Source organism: Micromonospora sp. NPDC048905 (assembly GCF_040649655.1).
GTDB lineage: Bacteria > Actinomycetota > Actinomycetes > Mycobacteriales > Micromonosporaceae > Micromonospora.
Genome location: NZ_JBEZFV010000001.1, coordinates 436,512 through 455,851 on the forward strand (window position 1 = coordinate 436,512; position 19,340 = coordinate 455,851).

Annotated in this window: 18 protein-coding genes and 1 riboswitch; of the genes, 11 read left to right on the forward strand and 7 right to left on the reverse strand. The window is 71.5% G+C overall.

Translation table 11 applies throughout. The annotated features are described in order from the left end of the window. Window positions 1-61: 61 nt before the first annotated feature. Together AB0C01_RS01985 and AB0C01_RS01990 are read right to left on the reverse strand one after the other, a co-directional pair. Window positions 62-2,545, reverse strand: a complete 2,484-nt coding sequence (locus AB0C01_RS01985) for a DNA topoisomerase IV subunit A (protein ID WP_357569978.1) — start codon at window positions 2,543-2,545, stop codon at window positions 62-64. 38 nt (window positions 2,546-2,583) lie between these two features. Further along, entirely contained in the window at window positions 2,584-4,641 is a 2,058-nt protein-coding gene (locus AB0C01_RS01990; protein WP_357569979.1) for a DNA topoisomerase IV subunit B, read from the reverse strand. A 320-nt stretch (window positions 4,642-4,961) separates the two neighbouring features. Between AB0C01_RS01990 and AB0C01_RS01995 the strand changes: the two genes are divergently transcribed. Both AB0C01_RS01995 and AB0C01_RS02000 read left to right on the forward strand, forming a co-directional pair. Next, a complete protein-coding gene (locus tag AB0C01_RS01995; RefSeq protein ID WP_357569980.1) occupies window positions 4,962-6,218 on the forward strand; it encodes a hypothetical protein in 1,257 nt (418 codons plus the stop codon). 101 nt (window positions 6,219-6,319) lie between these two features. Continuing rightward, the gene (locus AB0C01_RS02000; RefSeq protein ID WP_357569981.1) at window positions 6,320-7,183 is read left to right on the forward strand and encodes an alpha/beta fold hydrolase; all 864 of its coding nucleotides are present in this window, start codon (window positions 6,320-6,322) and stop codon (window positions 7,181-7,183) included. 24 nt (window positions 7,184-7,207) lie between these two features. On the opposite strand, the gene AB0C01_RS02005 is transcribed toward AB0C01_RS02000, so the two are convergent. After that, the gene (locus tag AB0C01_RS02005) at window positions 7,208-7,378 is read right to left on the reverse strand and encodes a hypothetical protein (RefSeq protein ID WP_157563104.1); all 171 of its coding nucleotides are present in this window, start codon (window positions 7,376-7,378) and stop codon (window positions 7,208-7,210) included. Window positions 7,379-7,574: 196 nt separating this feature from the next. Here AB0C01_RS02005 and AB0C01_RS02010 point away from each other — a divergent pair, with 196 nt between their 5' ends. Both AB0C01_RS02010 and AB0C01_RS02015 read left to right on the forward strand, forming a co-directional pair. Continuing rightward, window positions 7,575-8,204: a hypothetical protein gene (locus AB0C01_RS02010; RefSeq protein ID WP_357245897.1), complete on the forward strand. Its 630-nt coding sequence runs from the start codon at window positions 7,575-7,577 to the stop codon at window positions 8,202-8,204. Window positions 8,205-8,359: 155 nt separating this feature from the next. After that, a complete protein-coding gene (locus AB0C01_RS02015) occupies window positions 8,360-8,731 on the forward strand; it encodes a hypothetical protein (protein WP_357245899.1) in 372 nt (123 codons plus the stop codon). 15 nt (window positions 8,732-8,746) lie between these two features. On the opposite strand, the gene AB0C01_RS02020 is transcribed toward AB0C01_RS02015, so the two are convergent. Beyond that, window positions 8,747-9,658, reverse strand: a complete 912-nt coding sequence (locus AB0C01_RS02020; protein WP_357245901.1) for a DUF72 domain-containing protein — start codon at window positions 9,656-9,658, stop codon at window positions 8,747-8,749. A 135-nt stretch (window positions 9,659-9,793) separates the two neighbouring features. Between AB0C01_RS02020 and AB0C01_RS02025 the strand changes: the two genes are divergently transcribed. After that, window positions 9,794-10,297: a DinB family protein gene (locus AB0C01_RS02025; RefSeq protein WP_357245903.1), complete on the forward strand. Its 504-nt coding sequence runs from the start codon at window positions 9,794-9,796 to the stop codon at window positions 10,295-10,297. A gap of 4 nt (window positions 10,298-10,301) precedes the next feature. On the opposite strand, the gene AB0C01_RS02030 is transcribed toward AB0C01_RS02025, so the two are convergent. Next, window positions 10,302-10,832: a DUF664 domain-containing protein gene (locus AB0C01_RS02030; RefSeq protein ID WP_357245906.1), complete on the reverse strand. Its 531-nt coding sequence runs from the start codon at window positions 10,830-10,832 to the stop codon at window positions 10,302-10,304. A 78-nt stretch (window positions 10,833-10,910) separates the two neighbouring features. Here AB0C01_RS02030 and AB0C01_RS02035 point away from each other — a divergent pair, with 78 nt between their 5' ends. Beyond that, window positions 10,911-11,426 (forward strand): 2'-5' RNA ligase family protein, encoded by a 516-nt coding sequence (locus tag AB0C01_RS02035; RefSeq protein WP_357246187.1) that lies wholly within the window; start codon window positions 10,911-10,913, stop codon window positions 11,424-11,426. A gap of 29 nt (window positions 11,427-11,455) precedes the next feature. Here the strand turns inward: AB0C01_RS02035 and AB0C01_RS02040 are convergent, their stop codons facing one another. Beyond that, entirely contained in the window at window positions 11,456-12,679 is a 1,224-nt protein-coding gene (locus AB0C01_RS02040; RefSeq protein ID WP_357569982.1) for an MFS transporter, read from the reverse strand. Window positions 12,680-12,906: 227 nt separating this feature from the next. On the opposite strand from AB0C01_RS02040, the gene AB0C01_RS02045 reads away from it, so the two are divergent. Beyond that, on the forward strand, window positions 12,907-13,092 hold the full coding sequence (locus tag AB0C01_RS02045; protein WP_357245912.1) for a hypothetical protein: 186 nt from the start codon (window positions 12,907-12,909) through the stop codon (window positions 13,090-13,092). A 15-nt stretch (window positions 13,093-13,107) separates the two neighbouring features. Here the strand turns inward: AB0C01_RS02045 and corA are convergent, their stop codons facing one another. After that, window positions 13,108-14,238: a magnesium/cobalt transporter CorA gene (gene corA / locus AB0C01_RS02050; protein WP_357569983.1), complete on the reverse strand. Its 1,131-nt coding sequence runs from the start codon at window positions 14,236-14,238 to the stop codon at window positions 13,108-13,110. 166 nt (window positions 14,239-14,404) lie between these two features. Between corA and AB0C01_RS02055 the strand changes: the two genes are divergently transcribed. The 4 genes from AB0C01_RS02055 (at window position 14,405) to AB0C01_RS02070 (ending at window position 19,340) form a co-directional block, all read left to right on the forward strand. Beyond that, window positions 14,405-16,363, forward strand: coding sequence for an amino acid transporter (locus AB0C01_RS02055; protein ID WP_357245917.1), 1,959 nt, complete (start codon window positions 14,405-14,407; stop codon window positions 16,361-16,363). Between the two features lie 86 nt (window positions 16,364-16,449). After that, window positions 16,450-16,561, forward strand: a riboswitch (SAM riboswitch). 281 nt (window positions 16,562-16,842) lie between these two features. Further along, window positions 16,843-17,781 (forward strand): ABC transporter substrate-binding protein, encoded by a 939-nt coding sequence (locus tag AB0C01_RS02060; RefSeq protein ID WP_357569984.1) that lies wholly within the window; start codon window positions 16,843-16,845, stop codon window positions 17,779-17,781. A 39-nt stretch (window positions 17,782-17,820) separates the two neighbouring features. Next, a complete protein-coding gene (locus AB0C01_RS02065) occupies window positions 17,821-18,597 on the forward strand; it encodes an amino acid ABC transporter permease (protein WP_357569985.1) in 777 nt (258 codons plus the stop codon). Further along, window positions 18,597-19,340 carry an amino acid ABC transporter ATP-binding protein gene (locus AB0C01_RS02070; protein ID WP_357245926.1) on the forward strand — a complete coding sequence of 248 codons (744 nt, stop codon included), beginning with the start codon at window positions 18,597-18,599 and terminating at the stop codon, window positions 19,338-19,340. The genes AB0C01_RS02065 and AB0C01_RS02070 overlap by 1 nt, the downstream gene beginning before the upstream one ends.

Genomic DNA, 19,340 nt, shown 5'->3' on the forward strand with positions numbered 1-19,340 from the left:
ACCTGCGCGGCTCTTGGGGAAGGGCGCGCGGGCGGGTCGGGCGCGCGGCGTGGCAACCCGATCAATCGCGTTCGATGAGGTGGCCGACCACCGTTGGGCCGAGCATCACGGCGAAGCCGGAACCGTCGCGGCGGGGATCCGCCGCCGGCAGTTCCACCGGATCACCGGTGCCGGTCGCGCCGACCGGGCGCGGACCCACCCAGGCGACGACCACGTCCGTCTCACCCTTGAGGAAGCGGTGTGCGCGCACGCCGCCGGTCGACCGGCCCTTCGCCGGGTACGCCTTGAACGGCGTGACCTTGACCGTCGCCCCGGTGGAGGTGACCACCATCGGCTCACCATGCCCCGGGTCGTCGGTGCGGACCGCGCCGAAGAACGCCACCCGCGCCCCGGCCGGCACGTTGATGCCGGCCATCCCGCCGCCCTTGAGGCCCTGCGGACGGACCAGCCCGGCGGGGAAACGCAGCAGCGACGCCTCCGACGTGACGAAGGTGAGCGATTCGGTGCCGTCGGCCAACCACGTCGCACCGACCACCTCGTCGCCGTCCCGCAGACCGATCACCTCGAACTCGTCGGAGCGCACCGGCCACTCCGGCGCGCAGATCTTCACCACGCCCTGCCGGGTGCCCAACGCCAACCCCGGTGAGCCCTCCGCCTGCCCACCCAACGGGGCCAGGCCGACGACGGTCTCCCCCGCCGCCAACGGGACCAACTCGGCCGCGGACATGCCACCGCGCAGCGACACCGTGCCGGCCTGCTCGGGCAGCACCGGCAGCGGCAGCACGTCGACCTTGAAGGCCCGACCCGCGCTGGTCAGCAACAACACCCGACCACGGGCCGTCGAGTGCACGATGGCGCGTACCGTGTCGTGCTTGACCCGGCCGTTGCGCCGACGCCCCTCGGCGCTCTCCTCCGACTCGGCCGCGGTACGGGCGACCAGCCCGGTCGCGGAAAGGATCACCTGGCACGGGTCGTCGGCGACCTCCAACGGGCCGGCCGGCGCGGACGCCGCCAGGACCTCCTTCAGGTCGCCGTCGACGAGCGTCGTCCGACGTTCGGTACCGAACTGCTTGACCACCGAGGCCAACTCGTCGGAGACCAGCTTTCGCAGCACCCGCTCGTCGTCGAGGATCTTGCTCAACTCGGCGATCTCGCCGCGCAGCCGCTCCTGCTCGGTCTCCAGCTCGATCCGGTCGAACTTGGTCAGCCGACGCAACGGGGTGTCCAGGATGTAGGTGGCCTGGATGTCGGACAGACCGAACCGGCTCATCAGCCCGTCCTTCGCGGCCTGCGCGTCGTCGCTGCCCCGGATGAGCCGGACCACCTCGTCGATGTCCAGCAGGGCGATCAGCAGACCGTCGACCAGGTGCAGCCGCTCCTGACGCTTGCGCCGCCGGTACGAGGTGCGTCGGGTGACCACCTCGTACCGGTGCGCCAGGAAGACCTCCAGCAGCGCCTTGAGCCCCAGCGTGCGCGGCTGCCCGTCGACCAGGACCAGGTTGTTGACGCCGAACGACTGCTCCAGCGGGGTCAGCCGGTAGAGGTCGGCGAGCAACGCCTGCGGGTTGACCCCGACCTTGCACTCGACGACGAGTCGGGTGCCGCTCTCCCGGTCGGTGAGGTCCTTGACGTCGGCGATGCCGGTCAGCCGCTTGGTCTTGGTGACCTCGTTGGTGATCGCCGCGATGACCTTCTCCGCGCCGACGCCGTAGGGCAGCTCGACCACGGTGATCGCCTGGCGGCCACGGCTGCCCTCGATCGGGCCGATCTCCACCTTGCCGCGCATCCGCACCACACCGCGCCCGGTCTCGTACGCCCGGCGCACCTCGTCCAGGCCGAGCAGCACCCCGCCGCTGGGCAGGTCGGGGCCGGGGACGAACTCCATGAGCTTGTCCAGGGTGGCGTCCGGGTGGTTGATCAGCCAGCGGGCCGCGGAGACGACCTCGGCGAGGTTGTGCGGGATCATGTTGGTGGCCATCCCGACCGCGATCCCGGACGCGCCGTTGACCAGCAGGTTGGGGAAGGCGGCCGGCAGCACGGTCGGCTGGGTCAGCGACCCGTCGTAGTTGGGCTCGACGTCGACGGTGTCCTCGCCCAGCTCACCGACCAGCAGCATGGCCTCGCGGGACATTCGCGCTTCCGTGTAACGCGAGGCAGCCGGGCCATCGTCTGGGGAGCCAAAGTTTCCATGCCCGTCGATGAGAGGCACGTTGAGCGAGAAGTCCTGCGCGAGGCGGACCATGGCGTCATAGATCGCCGTGTCGCCGTGTGGATGGTACTTTCCCATCGCATCCCCGACAATTCGGGCAGACTTCACGTGCGCGCGGTCCGGGCGGTAGCCCTGCTCGTACATCGACCAGAGGATGCGCCGGTGCACGGGCTTGAGGCCGTCGCGCGCGTCGGGCAGGGCGCGGGAGTGGATGACCGAGAACGCGTACTCCAGGTAGGAGTCGGACACCTCGGTGACCAGCGGGTTGTCGAAGACCCGCGCGCCGGCCTGGTCGAACGAGGAGAGGTCGACCTTGTTTTCCTTACGGCGTGCCATGACTCAGCTCTCCACTGGAACTGCAACGGAACGGGCGCTCATGCGTCGATCGCATCCCGGTCGACCCGGTCGGCGGAGTCGATGAGCCAGTTGCGGCGCGGCTCGACCTTCTCGCCCATCAGGAGTTCGAGGATGCGTTCGGCGGCGTCGACGTCGTCGAGGGTGATCCGGCGTACGGCCCGGGTGGCCGGGTTCATCGTGGTGTCCCACAACTCGTCGGCGTCCATCTCACCGAGACCCTTGAACCGTGGGATGGGCGTGACGATCTGCTTGCCGGCCTTCTCCAGCTTGCGGACCGTCGTCTCCATCTCGGCCTGGGTGTAGGTGTAGACCGTCTGCGGGCTGCGCCCCCTGGTGGTGATCTTGTGCAGGGGCGGCATCGCGGCGTAGAGCCGACCGGCCTCGATCAGTGGCCGCATGTACCGGGCGAAGAGAGTGATCAGCAGCGTCCGGATGTGCGCGCCGTCCACGTCGGCGTCGGCCATGATCAGCACCCGCCCATAGCGCAGCGCGGAGAGGTCGAAGGTGCGCCCCGAGCCGGCGCCGAGGACCTGCACGATGGACGCACACTCGGCATTGTCCAGAACCTGCTGGAGGTTGGCCTTCTGCACGTTGAGGATCTTGCCTCGGATCGGCAGCAGCGCCTGGTATTCCGAGGAGCGAGCCATGCGACTCGTTCCCAAGGCGCTGTCTCCCTCGACGATGAACAGCTCGCTCCGTTCCACACCGGTGGCCCGGCAGTCGACGAGCTTCGGCGGCATCGACGCGCCCTCCAGGGCGGTCTTGCGCCGGGCGGCGTCCTTCTGCTGCTTCTGGGTGAGCCGTACCCGGGCCGCGTCGACGATCTTCTGCAGGACGGTGCGGGCCTCGGCCTTGGTGCGCCGGTCCTCCAGCCAAGCCTTCACGTGCGCGTCGACCAGGCTCTGGAGCACCTTGGTGATCCCCGGGGTGGAGAGCTCGTCCTTGGTCTGCGAGGTGAACTGCGGCTCGGGGATGCGCACGTGCACCACGGCGGTCATCCCCTCCAGGACGTCGTCCAGCAGGGGCGGCTCCTCCTTGGCCTTGAGCAGGCCGCGGGTGTTGCGGACGGCGTCGGCGAGGGCGCGGACGAGAGCCCGCTCGAAGCCCTTGCGGTGGGTGCCGCCGTGCGCGTTGCGGATGGTGTTGGTGAAGCACTCGACGGTGCGGTCGTAGCCGGTGCCCCACCGGAACGCCACCTCGACCTCGGCGCGCCGCTGCACGTTGGACTGCATCACGCCGTTGGCGTCGGCGGCGTTCTCCCGGTAGGTGCCCTCGCCGTTGACCAGCAGGGTGCCGGAGACGGGCCGGTCGCCGGCCGGGGCGAGGAACTCCACCATGTCGCTGAGCCCGTTGGGGTAGTGGAACCGCTCCTCGGCGGGCGCCTCGCCGGTCAGGTCGCGCAGCAGGTAGGTCACACCGGGGACCAGGAACGCGGTGTTCCGCAGCTTGGTGCGGACCGCGTCCACGTCGAGTGCGGCGCCGGTCTCGAAGTAGCGGGCGTCGTGCCACCAGCGGATCGAGGTGCCGGTGCGTTGGCCGCGCTTCATCGCGCCGATGACCTGGAGGCCGGGACCGGCGGTGAAGGGCGCGTCCGGCCCGGCGCCGTCGAAGATGCCCGGTACGCCGTGCCGGAACGACATCGTGTGGATCTTGCCGGCTCGACGGACGGTCACGTCGAACCGTCGGGACAGCGCGTTGACCGCCGAGGCGCCGACGCCGTGCAGGCCGCCGGAGGTCTTGTAGCCGGAGCCGCCGAACTTGCCGCCGGCGTGCAGCCGGGTGAGCACCAGCTCGACGCCGGAGATGCCGGATTTGGCGTGCACGTCGGTGGGGATGCCCCGCCCGTCGTCGTCGACCTGCACCGAGCCGTCGGCGTGCAGGATCACCTCGACGGCGCTGGCGTGACCGGCGACACCCTCGTCGGTGGAGTTGTCGAGGATCTCGTTGACGAGGTGACCCACGCCACGGCTGTCGGTGGAGCCGATGTACATGCCGGGCCGCTTGCGGACAGCGTCCAGCCCCTCAAGGTGGGTGAGGTCATCGGCCCCGTACAGGGTGTCAGGCTCTGCGGTCAACTGGTCGTACTCCCCGGTCTCGGCTGTGTGCTGCCGGTCACCGGCGACATCAGCCGGCGTGGCGCGCCGCAGCGAGCCTAGCCCGAGGCTAGGACAACTCCCGGAGGACCTACGCGACCCGCCGCGCGGCAGCCGCCGGACGTGAGCCACGGAACAGTCAACCAGTGCGCACGGGACCACGCACAGACACCCCTTTTCAGCCGGCGGGGCCGCGTGTCTTTCATCGAACGATTCTGTTACGGGCCATTGACGCCCGTTGCACAGGGGTGATCTGATCGCGCTCTCAGAGAATCTTTCATCTTTCGATGGATGGGGGCCCCATGCCCAGGTTCCGCCGTACCGCGCTCGCCGCGGGACTAACGATCGCCATGGCCGCGCTGTCGACAGCCGTCGCGCTGCCCGGACCCGCGTCCGCCGCGCTGCCCACCGCCGCGGTGGCACTCGGGGACAGCTTCATCAGCGGTGAGGGCGCCGGGGCGTACACCCCGGTGGTCGACGTCAACGGCGTCGCCCAGGGCTTCCCCGGCTGGACGGCCGCGAACAACAACGCGTACTTCTGCCACCGTTCCGCGAACGCCTCGCTCAACCAGGCCAACCTGCCGGGCATCCAGAACCGGTTCAACCTGGCCTGCTCCGGCGGTCAGCCGCACGACATCGCCAACGCCTCGCAGGCGCGGACCAACGGCCGTACCGTGGCCGCGCAGCTCGACCAGCTCCGCGCCGTCGCGCAGACCCAGGACATCGACCTGGTGCTGATCGGCCTGGGTTCCAACAACAGCTCGTTCACCTTCGGCAGCGTCGCGGAGAAGTGCGCCAACCGGTTCATCGCCGACGCGTGGACCGGCTGGTGGGAGTTCTGGGCGTACCTCAACGGCCCGGTCGAGCAGAAGCCGTGCAGCGACGCCGACCTGGCCACCGCCGCCCAGATCAGCGCCGCGACCGCGGAGACCACCGCCGCCGTCCGCCAGGTGCTGACCACGTTGGACCAGATCGACGCGGACGGACAGCACCGGGTGGTGTTCCAGGACTACACGAACCCGCTGCCGCTGGACCTGAACCCGGCGTACCACGAGGAGGACGGCCGGGACGACACCCGGGACAAGTTCCGTGACCTCGGTGCCGAGCGCTACGCGGGCGGCTGCCCGATCCACCGCGCCAGCCTGGCGCCGGGCCACCGGTTCTCCCAGGGCCTGGGCGCCATCGTGCAGTCCACCCGGGACACCCTGGCCGCCGAGTTCCCCGCCGACGACCTGGTGTACCTGAACGTGCAGCAGGCCTTCAACGGCGCCCGGCTCTGCGAGCAGACGGGCAGCCCGACGGGCACGCTGGCCACGCCGATCCGGCTCCAGGACGGCGCGACCGGCACCTTCGTCACCAGCCTCGCCGGCAAGGACAAGATCGCCATTCAGCGCATCGCCAACACCTGCGTCAGCTACTTCCAGACCTGCCAGGAGTCGTGGCACCCGAACGCCACCGGGCACCAGGTCCTCGGCCAGTGCCTGAGCGGCGCGGCCTCCACCAGCGCCCGGTCGGTGGCTTGCGTCCGGGCCGGCAACGGGACGATCTCCGTCTCCTGATCGCCGCGTCAACTCGGAGGCCCCGCCGGTCGGCGGGGCCTCCGTCGCGCCCGACCACTCTGCGGCTACCCGCCAGTAACGTCAGGCCGTAAGCTGGGCCGATGAACGGGGAGCCGGAGTACGCACAGGAGTTCGTCGAGGTCGCCGGTGGTCGGCTGGGTGTGCAGATCTATCCGGAGCCAACCGGTGTGACCGATGCGCCGGTGGCCGTGATCTGGCCCGCGATGGGGGTCCGCGCCCGTTACTACCGGCCCTTCGCCGCCGAGCTGCGCGCCGCCGGACTGGCCGTGGTCGTCGCCGACCTGCGCGGAAACGGGGCGAGCACCCCGACGCCGAGCCGGGCCGACCGCTACGGTTACGCCGACCTGGCCGACGACGTCGGCGCCGTGCTGTCCGCGCTCAAGCCACGACTGGACGGGCGTACCCGGCTGCTGGTCGGGCACTCGCTCGGCGGGCAGGCCGCGCTGCTGCACCTCGCCCTGCACGGCGGCGACGACGTGGACGCGTTGGCGCTGATCGCGGTCGGCATCCCGTACTGGCGAAGCTACCCGGGTCTGCGCGGCCTGGGCGTGCTGCCGTACACCCAGGGGATCGCCGCCACCACGGCCCTGCTCGGGGTCTGGCCGGGTTGGGGCTTCGGCGGCCGGCAGGCACGCGGCGTGATCCGCGACTGGGCCCAGACCGCGCGGACCGGCCGTTTCCCCCGACTGAACGGTACGGACACCGAGGCGGCGGTACGCGCGGTGCGCACACCGGTGTTGGCGGTCAGTGTGGACGACGACCAGTTCACCCCGCACGAGACGATGGACGCGCTCTGCGCGAAGCTCGCCGCCGCCCCACTCACCCGCGAGCGCTACACCTCGGCGCAGGCCGGCGCCGCTCTGGACCACTTCACCTGGGTCCGCGCGAGCACCCCGCTGGCGCGGCGGATCGCCGGTTTCGTCGGCGACCTGCCGTCCCGCTGAGCCGCACCGGACCGCCCGGACGGATCACTCGTCCTGGTCCAGCGGCACCAGCTCACCGTCGCGCTCCACCTGGATCTCCGCGTGGTCCTTGCGGGGCGCGACCTCCGCGGTGTTCCGGTGTGGGTCGTTGTCCGGGTGCATGAGCACCGCGTCGGTTTTCGGGGTCTTCTCCCGACTTTCGTCCGGCTGCGACATCCCGTTCCCCTCTCCGTCAGCGTCGCTCGGGATCTACCCGCCACCGCGCGGACGACTCCTGCCGGCGGCCGTGGACCCCGTCGAAACCCGAACGTCCCGGTCGTACCGGCGCGGCGCGGATCAGCCCCCGGACGACGGGGTTAGCCGCCCGGGCGGCGGGTAAGCCGCAGCGCCCAACACGGCGGAAGGGGATCACATGTCCGAACGGCATACCGCACTGCGCTCGATGCACGATCTGGGTCTCGCGGCCTGGTTCGGCGGCTCCCTCATGGGTGCCTTCGGCGTCAACGGCGCAGCCGGGAAGATCAGCGACTCGACGCAGCGACTCTCGGTCGCGTCGGCGGGATGGTCCAGATGGACCCCGGTCAACGCGGCCGCCATCGGCGCGCACCTGGCCGGTGCGGTCGGCGAACTGGTGACCGAGAGCCCACGCGTGGCGGCCCAGTCCGGGGTGGGCCGGACCAGCGCCATCAAGACGGCGTTGACGATCGGCGCGCTCGCCGTGACCGGCTACAGCCGGTTGATCGGCATGCGCCTGGAGAAGGCCGGTGCGTCACCGGTCAGCGGGACCACCGAGCCGAACCACCAGACTCCGGCGAGCGTGGCCTCCTCGCAGCGGCAGATGAAGTTGCTCCAGTGGGCCATCCCGGCGCTGACCGGGGCCCTGGTGGTGGTCACCGCGTACATGGGTGAGCAGCAGAAGCCCGGCCAGGTCTTCAAGGGGATTCTCGGCCGGGGCGGCACCATGAAGGGCGCCTCGAAAGGCATGATCAAGATGGCCGGCATGAGCAACGGCAAGCGACCGATGGCGATGGCCGGACGCTGAACGCCGGGCCGGCCGGCGTCCCGCCGCCCTCTCGACGGCGGGGCGCAGGCCGGCCCTGCGCGCTCAGCGTTGCGACAAGGTCGGGTGACGACACCGCGCGGCCGGAGATCAGCACACCGTCCGCCGACCGCGGCGGACCGAGGAGCGGGGTGGCCATGACGGCGCACAAGGGACGCAGCGGCGACAACGACCGGCAGGAGCCGGAGGCGACTCAGCCGTGGGGTGGCGGCGACGGCTTCGACGCCGACGCGCCCTGGGGCACCGATGCGGACTCGCCGATGGACGAGGGCAGCGAGGAGACCGCGGTGCCCGAGGGACGACGCGGGGAGCGGCGGGCGGGCGCGTCGGCGGGCCGGACCGATCCGGCGGGACGGCACGGCTTCGGTTCGGTGGAGCCGACCCGCACGACGATGGCCGGACCCGGTGCCCCACCGGACCCGGCGCCCAGTGGCCGGACCTTCCCGGACGACGCCGACATCGGCGAGTCGACGCAGGACGCGCTGCGCAGCCGGGGCCGACGCTCCTGACACCAACGTGGACGGTCAGCCGGTCGACCCGGCCGGGACACTCCGATCGGCGATCATCGTCTCGGTGAGCAGTTGCGCCAGCCGGGTGGCGTCGCGCTGGGCCTGACCGGCGCAGCAGTTGTTGAACAGCACGTGCAGGTCGTCAGCCGGGCGGGCGAGGTCAGCCAGCAGCCCGGCCCAGTGCCGAAGCTCGTCGTCGCCGTAGGCGTACCGGAACTTGTCCTGCTTGTCGCCGTCACCCCAGGCCGGGCTGTGGCCGTGAAAGCGGACGATCGCCGGCTCGGCGGTCCTGGTCAGGATCGGCGGCACCGACGACGGGTGCCCCTGTGGCATGTCGACGCAGACCAGGGACAGATCGTGCGCGCGCAGCAGGTCCAGCGTCTCGACCGCCGCCGGACCGTCGAACCAGGAGGCGTGCCGCAGTTCCACGCCGACCCGCCACGGCCGGCAGCGCTGCGCCAGCTCGACGATCCGGCGTTCGGCCGCGGCACCGCGGGCCAGCCATGGTGGGAACTGCAACAGCACCGCGCCCAGCTTGCCGGCCGCCGCGATCGGCGCGAGCGCCGCGCGGAACCGGGTCCACAGTTCGTCGTACGCGCGCTCGGGCAGGTCACGACGGCGGATCCGACTCGGGCCGCCGGCCGGACGCAGGTCCCGGGGAAGCGCGGCGACCGGCGTCGGATGGCCGGTGAAGAGACTGAACGCCTTGACGTCGAAGGTGAAGTCGTCAGGTGTGGCGTCGACCCAGCCCGACGTGGTCTCCGGAACCGGGACCGCGTAGTACGACGTGTCCACCTCGACCAACGGGAACCGGCCGGCGTAGAAACCGAGTCGACGGGCCGGCGTGTTGGCCGAGCGTGGATACCACCCGGAGCGCAGCAGCGACTGGTCGGCCCAGGACGACGTGCCCACCTTGATCACACCCATGTCATTCAGTGGACCGCCACCGACGCGAATCGGCAACCGCTGGCGACTCACATGTCGCACCTGGTGTGCGACGCCGGAAGTGTCGGTGCCTCGCCCTAGGGTGACAGCTGGTGAACATCGACGAAGGGTGGCGGCATGACCAGCACGGAGCAGCTCACCGGTGAGCGGGCCGATCTCCTGCAGACGCTCCGCCGGCACCGGGGTTTCCTCCTGCACACGGTGGGCGGGCTCACCGACGAGCAGGCCGCCGCCCGTCCCACGGCCAGCGAGCTGAGCCTCGGCGGCCTGATCAAGCACGTCGCCGGCGTCGAGCACCGGTGGATGCTCTTCGCCGTGGGCGGAGCGGAGGCGATGCAGCGCGAGGAGATCGACTGGGTCGGTCAGTTCCGGATGACGCCGGGCGAGACCCTGGCCGGTCTGGTCGCGCGGTTCCAGGAGGTGGCCGACCAGACCGACGCGCTGGTCGCCACCCTCGACCTGGACTCGGCGCATCCGCTGCCGCAGGCGCCCTGGTTCGAGCCGGGGGCAAGGTGGACGGTCCGCCGGGTGCTGCTGCACCTGATCGCCGAGACAGCCCAGCACGCCGGGCACGCCGATATTCTGCGGGAGTCGATCGACGGCGCGAAGACGATGGGCTGAGGTCCTACCGACCGGCCCCGGTGGACGCGTCGGCCTCGAGCAGGCCGCGCACGTAGGCGGCCTGGCCCGCGTGTTGCAGGTCGTCGTCGACGATGCTGACCAGCCGGACGCCGAGGGTGACCGGCGGGTCCCACGACTCGTCGACCACCCGGTCCAGGTCCGCCGGGCGCAGGCCGGCCAGGAACGATCCGGTCCGCGACGCCACCGCCTCGTAGTAGTCGACGAGCGCCTGCGCGCTCTCCGGCCGCACCGTCTCGACCTGGACGGCCGAGTGACCGTAGCCGGTGTTGTCCGGGTCGGCGGTGAGCCCGAACCGGCCCGCCCAGTCGCCGCTCACCCAGACCTGGTCGGCGTCGAGCAGGTCGGCGACGTGGTGATCCTGCACCCGGGTGAGGTGCCAGACGAGCCAGCCGATCGAGTTGGCGCCCGGGCCGGGCGCCCAGCGCAGGTGCTCGGGGCTGAGGCCGTCGACGGCCGCGCGCACGAGGTCGGGCAGTCGGTCGTACGCCTCGGTCAGCAGGTCACTCACGTCCACTGGCACGCCCTTCGGGTCGGTGTCCCCCTCAGGTACCGCTGGCGCGTGCGATCAAACCTCGGCCACTACTGTGATCGGGTGGTCGCCGCGTTGGAGTTGTATCTGGACCCGGACGCCACCCGGCGGATCCGGGCGCTCTGGGACGCCCTGGAGGCTGAGGGCGTGCAGAGCATGCGTTCCCTGTTGGAGCGACGCCACCGGCCGCACGTCTCGCTCGCGGTGGCGCCCCGCTTCAACCCCGAGCAGGTCGCCGAGGCGCTGCGCGGGACTGTCGTCGCGGCCCCGCTGCGACTGGACTTCCAGCACGCCGGGCAGTTCGTCGGCCGGGTGCTCTGGCTCGGCCCGGCCCCCACCGCGGAGTTGCTGACCCACCAGCGGATGGTGTCCGATCGGCTCATCGCCGCCGGCATCCCGCTGGCCGAGCACTACCGGCCGGGCCGCTGGGTGCCGCACTGCACACTCTCCATGCGGGTGCCGAACGTGCTGATGGCCGCGGCGGTGCGCCGCTGTCTTGAGGTGTTGCCGCTGGCCGCGACGGTGGTCGGCGCGGCGCTCACCGACCACGCCCGGGGCATCGCCCACCCGTTGCCCTGACCACCGACGGCCCACGTGGACGCGTGTGTTCACCTGTCGCGCCACTGCCGCGCGGAGACCGCCGCCACCACCGCGGCGGCGAGCGTGACCGACGCTCCGGCGACCAACAGCAGGCGCGGACCCAGCGGGGCGAGCACCCCGGCCAACCCGGTGCCGAGCGAGGCGGCGGCAACCTTGATCGCCGCCGTCGACACGAACACCTGCGCCCGCACGGCGTCCGGCGCGTACGCCGATCGAGCCGCCAGGGTGGCCGCGAAGAGCGGCGCGGTCGCTGCCCCGGCCAGGGCGAACGCGACGACCGCCAACGGAAAGCTGGGCACGGCCGCGCAGAGCGCGATCCCCACCGCGCCGAGGGCCGCCCAGCGGACGGTGAGTCGCTCCGGCGCACCGGTCAGCGGGAACGCCGTGACCAGAAGCGCGGCGGCGAGGTTTCCACCGCCGTAGACCGCCGCCAGCAGCGCGCCGGAGACCGTCTGCCGGCCGAGGTCCGCTGCCAGCGCGACGGCAAGCACCGAGATCGCCCCACCGGTCAGCGCGGCGACCGTGGTGACCCCGGTGACCCGGCGCAGCGGCCCGGGGCCGAGCACGGCCCGCAGCGCGCCCCGCGCCGGTGGCCCGACCCGCGCTGGCGAGTCCCGAGCGGGCACCCGCGGCGGCAGTGTGCCCACCAGGGCCGCCGCGAGCAGGGTGGCGGCGCCCAACCCGACCAGGGACATCCGGGGTCCGACCAGCGCGGCGAGGGTCGCCACCACGGCCGGGCCGGCGCTGGCGCCGATCCCGTACGTCACCGCGTCCCAGCCCTGACCCCGACGTTGCGCCCGCTCGTCCGGAGCGAGCAGCGCGGCGAGCCGGCTGCTCAGTCCCCCGGTCAGCAGCGGCCCGCAAGCCCCGGCCGCGATCAGCAGGGCCACGGGCACGCCGACGGGCACCCGACCGAGCAGCAGCCCGGCCGCCGCGACCGCCGCGGCGTACGTGACGAAGCCGACGGCCAGCCGGCCCCGGCCGTCCTCGGCCCGGTCCAGCCACCGGGCCAGCAGCGGCCCGAGCAGGTGCGGTGCCGTCAGGCAGGTGGCCAACAACCCGCCGAGCAGCGCCGGACGGGTCGCCCCCACCGCCGGCAGGGTGGCCAGCAGCACCACTCCCACCGCCCCGCCGGCGTCCGCGCCTCGGGCGAGCGTCGCGGCGACGAGGTAGCGGGGCAACGCTCGGCGAGCGGGGACGACGGACGAGACCATCTCCGCAGCTCGGCTCACCCGGTCTCCCTACCCAGTCGACCACTCTCGACAACGCTGATGCGTTATGTCCGGTTTGGCAGGCCGCAGTCGGAAACCCGAAAACAAGCGGTGCGAATACGGCCGGGCGTGGGAAAGTTCGAGGTGGCTGTCGTACCGGTGTGACCCGCCAGCGCGTGGATCGCCCGACCGGTGGCGCGCTGACGCCGCGCCACCGACGACGGCGTCGACGAGGAGAGGCGGGGCCCATGCAGGCTCAGCGCAGACCAGCACGTGCGGAGCGGAGCCAGGCCCGGGACGACCGGACCGGCGGCGGCATGACCGGGGCGGCGACGCCGCTGACGATCTGGGCCGCGGCCGTCCTTCTCGGCCGGATCGCCGCCGGTGACGACGACGTCGAGGACGAACGGCACATCCTGCGCGGCATCGAGTGATCCGGGGCGGGTGGCTCACAGCCAGCCGCGCCGCTTGAAGATCACGTAGAGGGTGCCGCAGACCAGCAGCATCAGCAGCAACGCGAACAGATAGCCGAAACGCCAGTTCAACTCCGGCATGTGGACGAAGTTCATCCCGTACACGGTGCCGATGAGTGTGGGCGCGAACAGGATCGCCGCCCAGGACGAGACCTTCTTCAGTTCCTCGTTCTGCGCGTAGCTCGCCGCGGTCAGGCTGCGCATCTCCTCGTTCTGCTGCTGCGAGACGAGGGTGGCGTTGACGGTGAGGATGTTCTGCAACAGGTGCCGGAAACCGTCCACCCGCTCCACCACCTGGGTCAGGTGGTCGGTCACGTCCCGCAGGTAGCGGCGCAGCTCCTCGTCCGTGCCGGCACTGCTGGCGCCGTCGGCAAGTGCGTCGAGTACGGCGAGCAGGGGCCGGGCGGCCCGCTGGAACTGGATGACCTCGCGGCTCAGGCCGTAGATGCGCCGGCTGGCGTTCGGGTCGCCGCCGAACACCTGGGTCTCGATCTCGTCGATGTCGTTCTCCAGCCCGGCCACCACCGGCGCGTACCCGTCGACGACCTGGTCGAGGATCGCGTACAGGACCGCCTCCGGTCCCCGGGCGAGAATCGGCGCGTCGGTCTCCATCCGCCGCCGCACCGCGGCCAGGTCCGGGACCTCACCGTGCCGGACGGTGACCACGAAGCCCGGCCCGATGAACAGGTGCAGCTCGGAGAACTCGACCTCCTCGCGCAGGTCGTCGTAGCGGGCGGCGCGCAGCACCACGAACAGGGTGTGCCCGTACCGTTCCAGCTTGGGGCGCTGGTGGGCGTTGATCGCGTCCTCGACCGCCAGGTCGTGCAGCCGGAACTCCCGGGCCAGCGAGGTGATCTGCTCGATGTCGGGCCGGTACAACCCGATCCAGGCCATCGCGGCGTCCTGCTCCTGCAGGCAGCGGTACGTCTCGGCGAGCCCGGACGGTGAGGCGAAGCGGTGCCCTCGGACGTAGACCGCGCTGTCCACCAGACCGCCGGTGGGCGGGTCGGGCGACACCGTCGACGGCGGCACGCCATCCGTGCTCTCGTGCTCGTCAAGTTGGCGACCGAAGCCACCACCGGGGCGGAATCGACGGCCACCGACCATGCCTGTCCCCTCCCCCGGCGCCGTCCGGCCCGGTGCGCTCCCGCCGATCCGGGAGGGCTGCATCCCCCGTGCCCACGACCCGAAACCAGCCCGCCGACGGGTGGGTTCCGGGCACCCGGGGACGGGCGCGGCCCGACGGGCGGATACTCACGGTGACCATGGGCGGATGACGGGGGACGCGCCGATGGAGGTGGACAGACGCGGCGGTCGGCTGCGGGGGTGGTTGCTCGACGCGGGCTCGGACCACGCCGTGCGGCACCCGGGGCCGCACGGACGCCCGCCGGAGCACCGGCAGCATCCGTGGTGGAAGGTGATGTGCCTGACCGGCGTCGACTACTTCTCCACCCTGGGCTACCAGCCGGGCATCGCGGCGCTGGCCGCCGGGGCGCTGTCGCCGGTGGCGACCCTGGTGCTGGTGCTGGTGACGCTCCTGGGCGCCCTGCCGGTCTACCGGCGGGTGGCCGTGGAGAGCCCGCACGGTGAGGGTTCCATCGCGATGTTGGTACGCCTGCTGAGCTACTGGCCGGGCAAGTTGCTGGTGCTGGTGCTGCTCGGTTTCGCGGCCACCGACTTCATCATCACCATCACCCTGTCGGCCGCCGACGCGACCGCGCACATCGACGAGAACCCGTTCTGGCCGGACGGGTTCAAGGGGCACGAGGTACTTGTCACGCTGCTGCTGGTGGCCCTGTTGGGCGCGGTGTTCCTCAAGGGATTCACCGAGGCCATCGGCATCGCCGTCGTGCTGGTGGCGGCCTACCTGGCGCTGAACGCGGTGGTGGTGGTCGACGCGCTGTGGCGGGTGGTGACGCACCCGAGCGCCGTCGGGGACTGGACGACCATGCTGACCACCGGGCACGGCGATCCCTGGCTGGTGGTCGGGTTGTCGCTGCTGGTCTTTCCGAAACTGGCGTTGGGCCTGTCCGGCTTCGAGACCGGGGTGGCCGTGATGCCGAGCGTACGGGGCGACCCACAGGACTCCGAGGATCGACCGTTGGGCCGGATCCGCGGCGCGCGCCGGCTGCTCACCACCGCCGCGGTGATCATGAGTGTCTTCCTGATCACCAGCAGCGTGACGACCACCATCCTGATCCCGGCGGAGGACTTCCGGCCGGGCGGGCCGGCGAACGGCCGGGCGCTGGCCTACCTGGCGCACCAGCACCTCGGGGAGGTGTTCGGCACCGTCTACGACCTGTCCACCATCGGGATCCTGTGGTTCGCGGGGGCGTCCGCGATGGCCGGACTGCTCAACCTCGTCCCCCGTTACCTGCCCCGCTACGGCATGGCACCGGCCTGGGCGCGGGCCGTCCGGCCGCTCGTGCTGGTCTTCACCACGGTGGCCTTCCTGATCACGGTCGTCTTCGATGCCAGCGTGGACGCGCAGGGCGGCGCGTACGCAACAGGTGTGCTGGTGTTGATCACGTCCGCGGCGACGGCGGTGACGCTCGCGGCGGCCCGGCGGCGTCAGCGCGGTCGCACCGTCGCGTTCGGCGTCATCGCGGTGGTCTTCGTCTACACCACCCTGGCGAACGTGGTGGAACGCCCCGACGGCGTCAAGATCGCGGCCTGTTTCATCGGCGGGATCATCGTGGTCTCGGTGCTGTCCCGGGTGTCTCGGGCCTACGAGCTGCGGGTGGACCGGATCGAGCTGGATCCGGTCGCCACCCGGATGATCGACGAACGCGCCGGACGGCGAATCCGGCTCGTCGCCCACGAGCCCGACCGGCACGACGAGGCCGAGTACCGCGCGAAGTTGGCACAGACGATGGCGGACAACGACTTCCCCGACGACAGCGACGTGATCTTCGTCGAGGTGCACGTCACCGACCCGTCGGACTTCCAGACCGAGTTGCTGGTACGCGGCGGCCTGGCCGACGACAGCTTCGCGGTGCTCAGTCTGACCAGCTCCTCGGTGCCCAACGCGCTCGCCGTCCTGCTGCTGGAGATCCGCGACCGCACGGGGCGGCGACCGCACATCTACTTCGAGTGGAGCGAGGGCGGCCCGGCCCGCAACTTCCTGCGCTACCTGGCGTTCGGGCAGGGCGCGATCGCCTCGGTCACCCGGGAGATCCTGCGCCGCCAGGAACCCGACCCGTGTCGCCGGCCGCACGTGCACGCCGGCTGACCTGCGGGCCGAGCATCCTCCGCGCACGGTGAGCGTGGTCATAACGACTGGACGATCCACCCGTGCGTGCTGCTAGCCTCGCTGCAGGTCATGAGTGCCAGCGCGAAGCCCCGGCTCGCTGGCCGGCAACCCTCCTCCGCGGTGGGGTGCCCCGGGTGAAGACCAGGCACCGGCACGACGTCGGTGCAAGCGTGGCCTGGCACCCAGGTCAGCACAGACCCGGGAGACCCATGCGCATCCTCAGCACCGCCCCACCGACCGATGTCGCGCAACTCCGCGCCGGTCAGCCCACGCCGGCACTGACCCGGCGGCGGCACGTGGACATGATGCGAATGTGCAGCGCCGCGTGTCGACGCGGCCCTCGGCACTAACTAGCACACCTCTCTTTTTCCGAGCCTTTCCAGCGGTACGCCCATCGGGCGCACCGTCGGCGGCACACGTCCGTGCCCGCCGAGACATGACCCCTTTCGGAGACACCCGTGCGAATCCTTCCTGCCCTGACCCGTGCCGCAGCCCTGGGCGCGGCCACGATCCTGGCCGCCACCGCTCTCACCGCCTGCGGCGACGACACCTCGTCCGACGCCACCGCCAACCCGTACGGCCTGGCGCAGCCGGGCGTGCTGCGGGCCGGCACGCTGACCGACGCCCCGCCGAACGTGTACCTCAAGGACGGCAGGTTCACCGGCTTCGACAACGACCTGCTGACCGCCGTGGCCGGCAGGCTCGGCCTCACTGTCGAGTTCGTCGGCACCGACTTCTCCGCGCTGCTGTCCCAGGTCAACAACCACAAGTTCGACGTGGGCAGCTCCTCGATCACCATCACCGAGGCGCGCAAGAAGACCGTCGACTTCGGCAACGGCTACGACTTCGGCTACTTCGGCCTGGACGTGCCGGCCGGCTCGCCGATCACCGGCTTCGACCAGCTCGCCGGCAAGCGGGTCGTGGTGGTGCAGGGCACTGTGCAGGACGACTACGCCACCGGTCAGCAGCTCGACCCGGTCCGGGTGCCGGACTACAACGGCGCGATCAACCAGCTCAAGGCCGGCACCGCCGACGCGTGGATCGCTCCGGCCGAAATCGGCGAGAAGTCGGCCGCCGACAGCACCGGCAAGATCACCGTGGCGGCCAAGCAGCTCAGCCCGGCGCCGACCGCGTACGCCGTGGCCAAGGGCAGCGACAAGCTGCGCGAGGCGCTGAACAAGGGCCTCGACGAGGTCATCGCGGACGGCACCTGGAGCCGGTTGCAGGCGCAGTACTACCCCGGTCGGCCGATCCCGGCGGACTTCACGCCGGGCAGCGGCACCGTGTCGGCACCGACCGCGTCGGGCACGTCGTCGAAGCCGTCGGCGTCCGCGTCGGCCGTGCCGTCGGCGTCCGCGTCGGCCGTGCCGTCGGCGTCCGCGTCGGCCGCGTCCTGACCCGGTGACGAGCGAGCAGGGCGGTAGGAGAGGCGACCGATGGATCCGTTGAGCACGCTGTGGGAGACCTTCTTCGACATCGACGCGATGCGCGAGGCGCTGCCCGAGATGCTGACCGTCGGGTTGCCCAACACACTGATCCTGGCGGTCTCCGCCGCCCTGCTCGGCTCGGTGCTGGGCCTGCTGTTGGCCGTCGCCGGCATCTCGCGCAGCCGTTGGCTGCGCTGGCCGGCGCGGGTCTACACCGACGTGTTCCGAGGACTTCCGGCCGCGGCGACGATCCTGCTGATCGGCGTCGGGCTGGCGCCGCTGGGCATGCAGGTCTGGGGACCGGACCCCTACCCGTTGGGCATCCTGGCGCTGTCGCTGATCGCGGCCGCGTACATCGGGGAGATCTTCCGGTCCGGCATCCAGTCGGTGGAGGCCGCCCAACTGGAGGGCGCCCGCGCCCTCGGCTTCTCCTGGACCGACGCGATGCGGCTGGTGATCATCCCGCAGGGCATCCGGCGGGTGTTGCCGGCCTGGGTGAATCAGCTCATCGCCCTGATCAAGGACTCCAGCCTGGTCTACTTCCTCGGCCTGGTGGCCAGTCAACGGGAGCTGTTCCGGATCGGGCAGGACTACGCCGCCACCACCGGAAACGAGTCGGCGCTGCTGCTGGCCGGGCTCTGTTACCTGGTGTTGACCGTCCCACTGACGCACGTCGTCAACTGGATCGACCGGCGGCTGCGCAACGGCCGGCCGGCGACCGCACCGACAGACGAGGACGACGACGACACCGCTTCGGCGTACGCCGCGACGGAAGGACACCGGTGATGACCACCGACACGACCACCTCGGTCAGCCTCGACGTACGCGACGTGCACCTTGCCTTCGGACCGAACCGGGTGCTGCGCGGCGTCGACCTCACGGTGCCGCGCGGCGCGACGGCCTGCGTGATCGGCCCGTCCGGGTCGGGCAAGTCGACGCTGCTGCGCACCATCAACCGACTGATCGAGCCGGACCACGGCGACGTGCTGCTGGACGGGCGCAGCGTGCTGGGCGACGACCCGGACGCGCTGCGGCAGCGGGTGGGCATGGTCTTCCAGCAGTTCAACCTCTTCCCGCACATGAGCGTGCTGCGCAACGTCACCCTCGCGCTGCGCCGGCTCCGCAAGCTCGGCGAGGACGAGGCGGAAACCGTCGCGCGGAACCAGTTGGACCTGGTGGGATTGGCCGGCAAGGCCGACGCACGACCGGCGCAGCTCTCCGGCGGTCAGCAGCAACGCGTGGCGATCGCCCGGGCGCTGGCCCTGCGGCCGGAGGTGATGCTCTTCGACGAGGCCACCTCGGCGCTCGACCCGGAGTTGGTCAAGGGTGTCCTCGGGGTGATGGCCGACCTGTCCGCCGCGGGCATGACCATGGTGGTGGTCACCCATGAGATGGGCTTCGCCCGGCAGGTCGCCGACACCGTCGCCTTCATGGACCGGGGCGTGGTGTTGGAGGCCGGCCCGCCCGAGGCGATCTTCGAACGGGCCGAGCATCCTCGGCTGCGCCGGTTCCTCGCGCAGGTGCTCTGA

What these genes read in the sequence shown, in the direction of transcription:
- AB0C01_RS02010 (WP_357245897.1), top strand. Translation starts at nt 7,575, where the DNA reads ATGTCCGAACGGCATACCGCACTGCGCTCGATGCACGATCTGGGTCTC.
- corA (WP_357569983.1), bottom strand. Translation starts at nt 14,238, where the DNA reads ATGGTCGGTGGCCGTCGATTCCGCCCCGGTGGTGGCTTCGGTCGCCAA.
- AB0C01_RS02000 (WP_357569981.1), top strand. Translation starts at nt 6,320, where the DNA reads ATGAACGGGGAGCCGGAGTACGCACAGGAGTTCGTCGAGGTCGCCGGT.
- AB0C01_RS02070 (WP_357245926.1), top strand. Translation starts at nt 18,597, where the DNA reads ATGACCACCGACACGACCACCTCGGTCAGCCTCGACGTACGCGACGTG.
- AB0C01_RS02055 (WP_357245917.1), top strand. Translation starts at nt 14,405, where the DNA reads ATGACGGGGGACGCGCCGATGGAGGTGGACAGACGCGGCGGTCGGCTG.
- AB0C01_RS01995 (WP_357569980.1), top strand. Translation starts at nt 4,962, where the DNA reads ATGCCCAGGTTCCGCCGTACCGCGCTCGCCGCGGGACTAACGATCGCC.
- AB0C01_RS01985 (WP_357569978.1), bottom strand. Translation starts at nt 2,545, where the DNA reads ATGGCACGCCGTAAGGAAAACAAGGTCGACCTCTCCTCGTTCGACCAG.
- AB0C01_RS02015 (WP_357245899.1), top strand. Translation starts at nt 8,360, where the DNA reads ATGACGGCGCACAAGGGACGCAGCGGCGACAACGACCGGCAGGAGCCG.
- AB0C01_RS02005 (WP_157563104.1), bottom strand. Translation starts at nt 7,378, where the DNA reads ATGTCGCAGCCGGACGAAAGTCGGGAGAAGACCCCGAAAACCGACGCG.
- AB0C01_RS02020 (WP_357245901.1), bottom strand. Translation starts at nt 9,658, where the DNA reads ATGGGTGTGATCAAGGTGGGCACGTCGTCCTGGGCCGACCAGTCGCTG.
- AB0C01_RS02025 (WP_357245903.1), top strand. Translation starts at nt 9,794, where the DNA reads ATGACCAGCACGGAGCAGCTCACCGGTGAGCGGGCCGATCTCCTGCAG.
- AB0C01_RS02045 (WP_357245912.1), top strand. Translation starts at nt 12,907, where the DNA reads ATGCAGGCTCAGCGCAGACCAGCACGTGCGGAGCGGAGCCAGGCCCGG.
- AB0C01_RS02065 (WP_357569985.1), top strand. Translation starts at nt 17,821, where the DNA reads ATGGATCCGTTGAGCACGCTGTGGGAGACCTTCTTCGACATCGACGCG.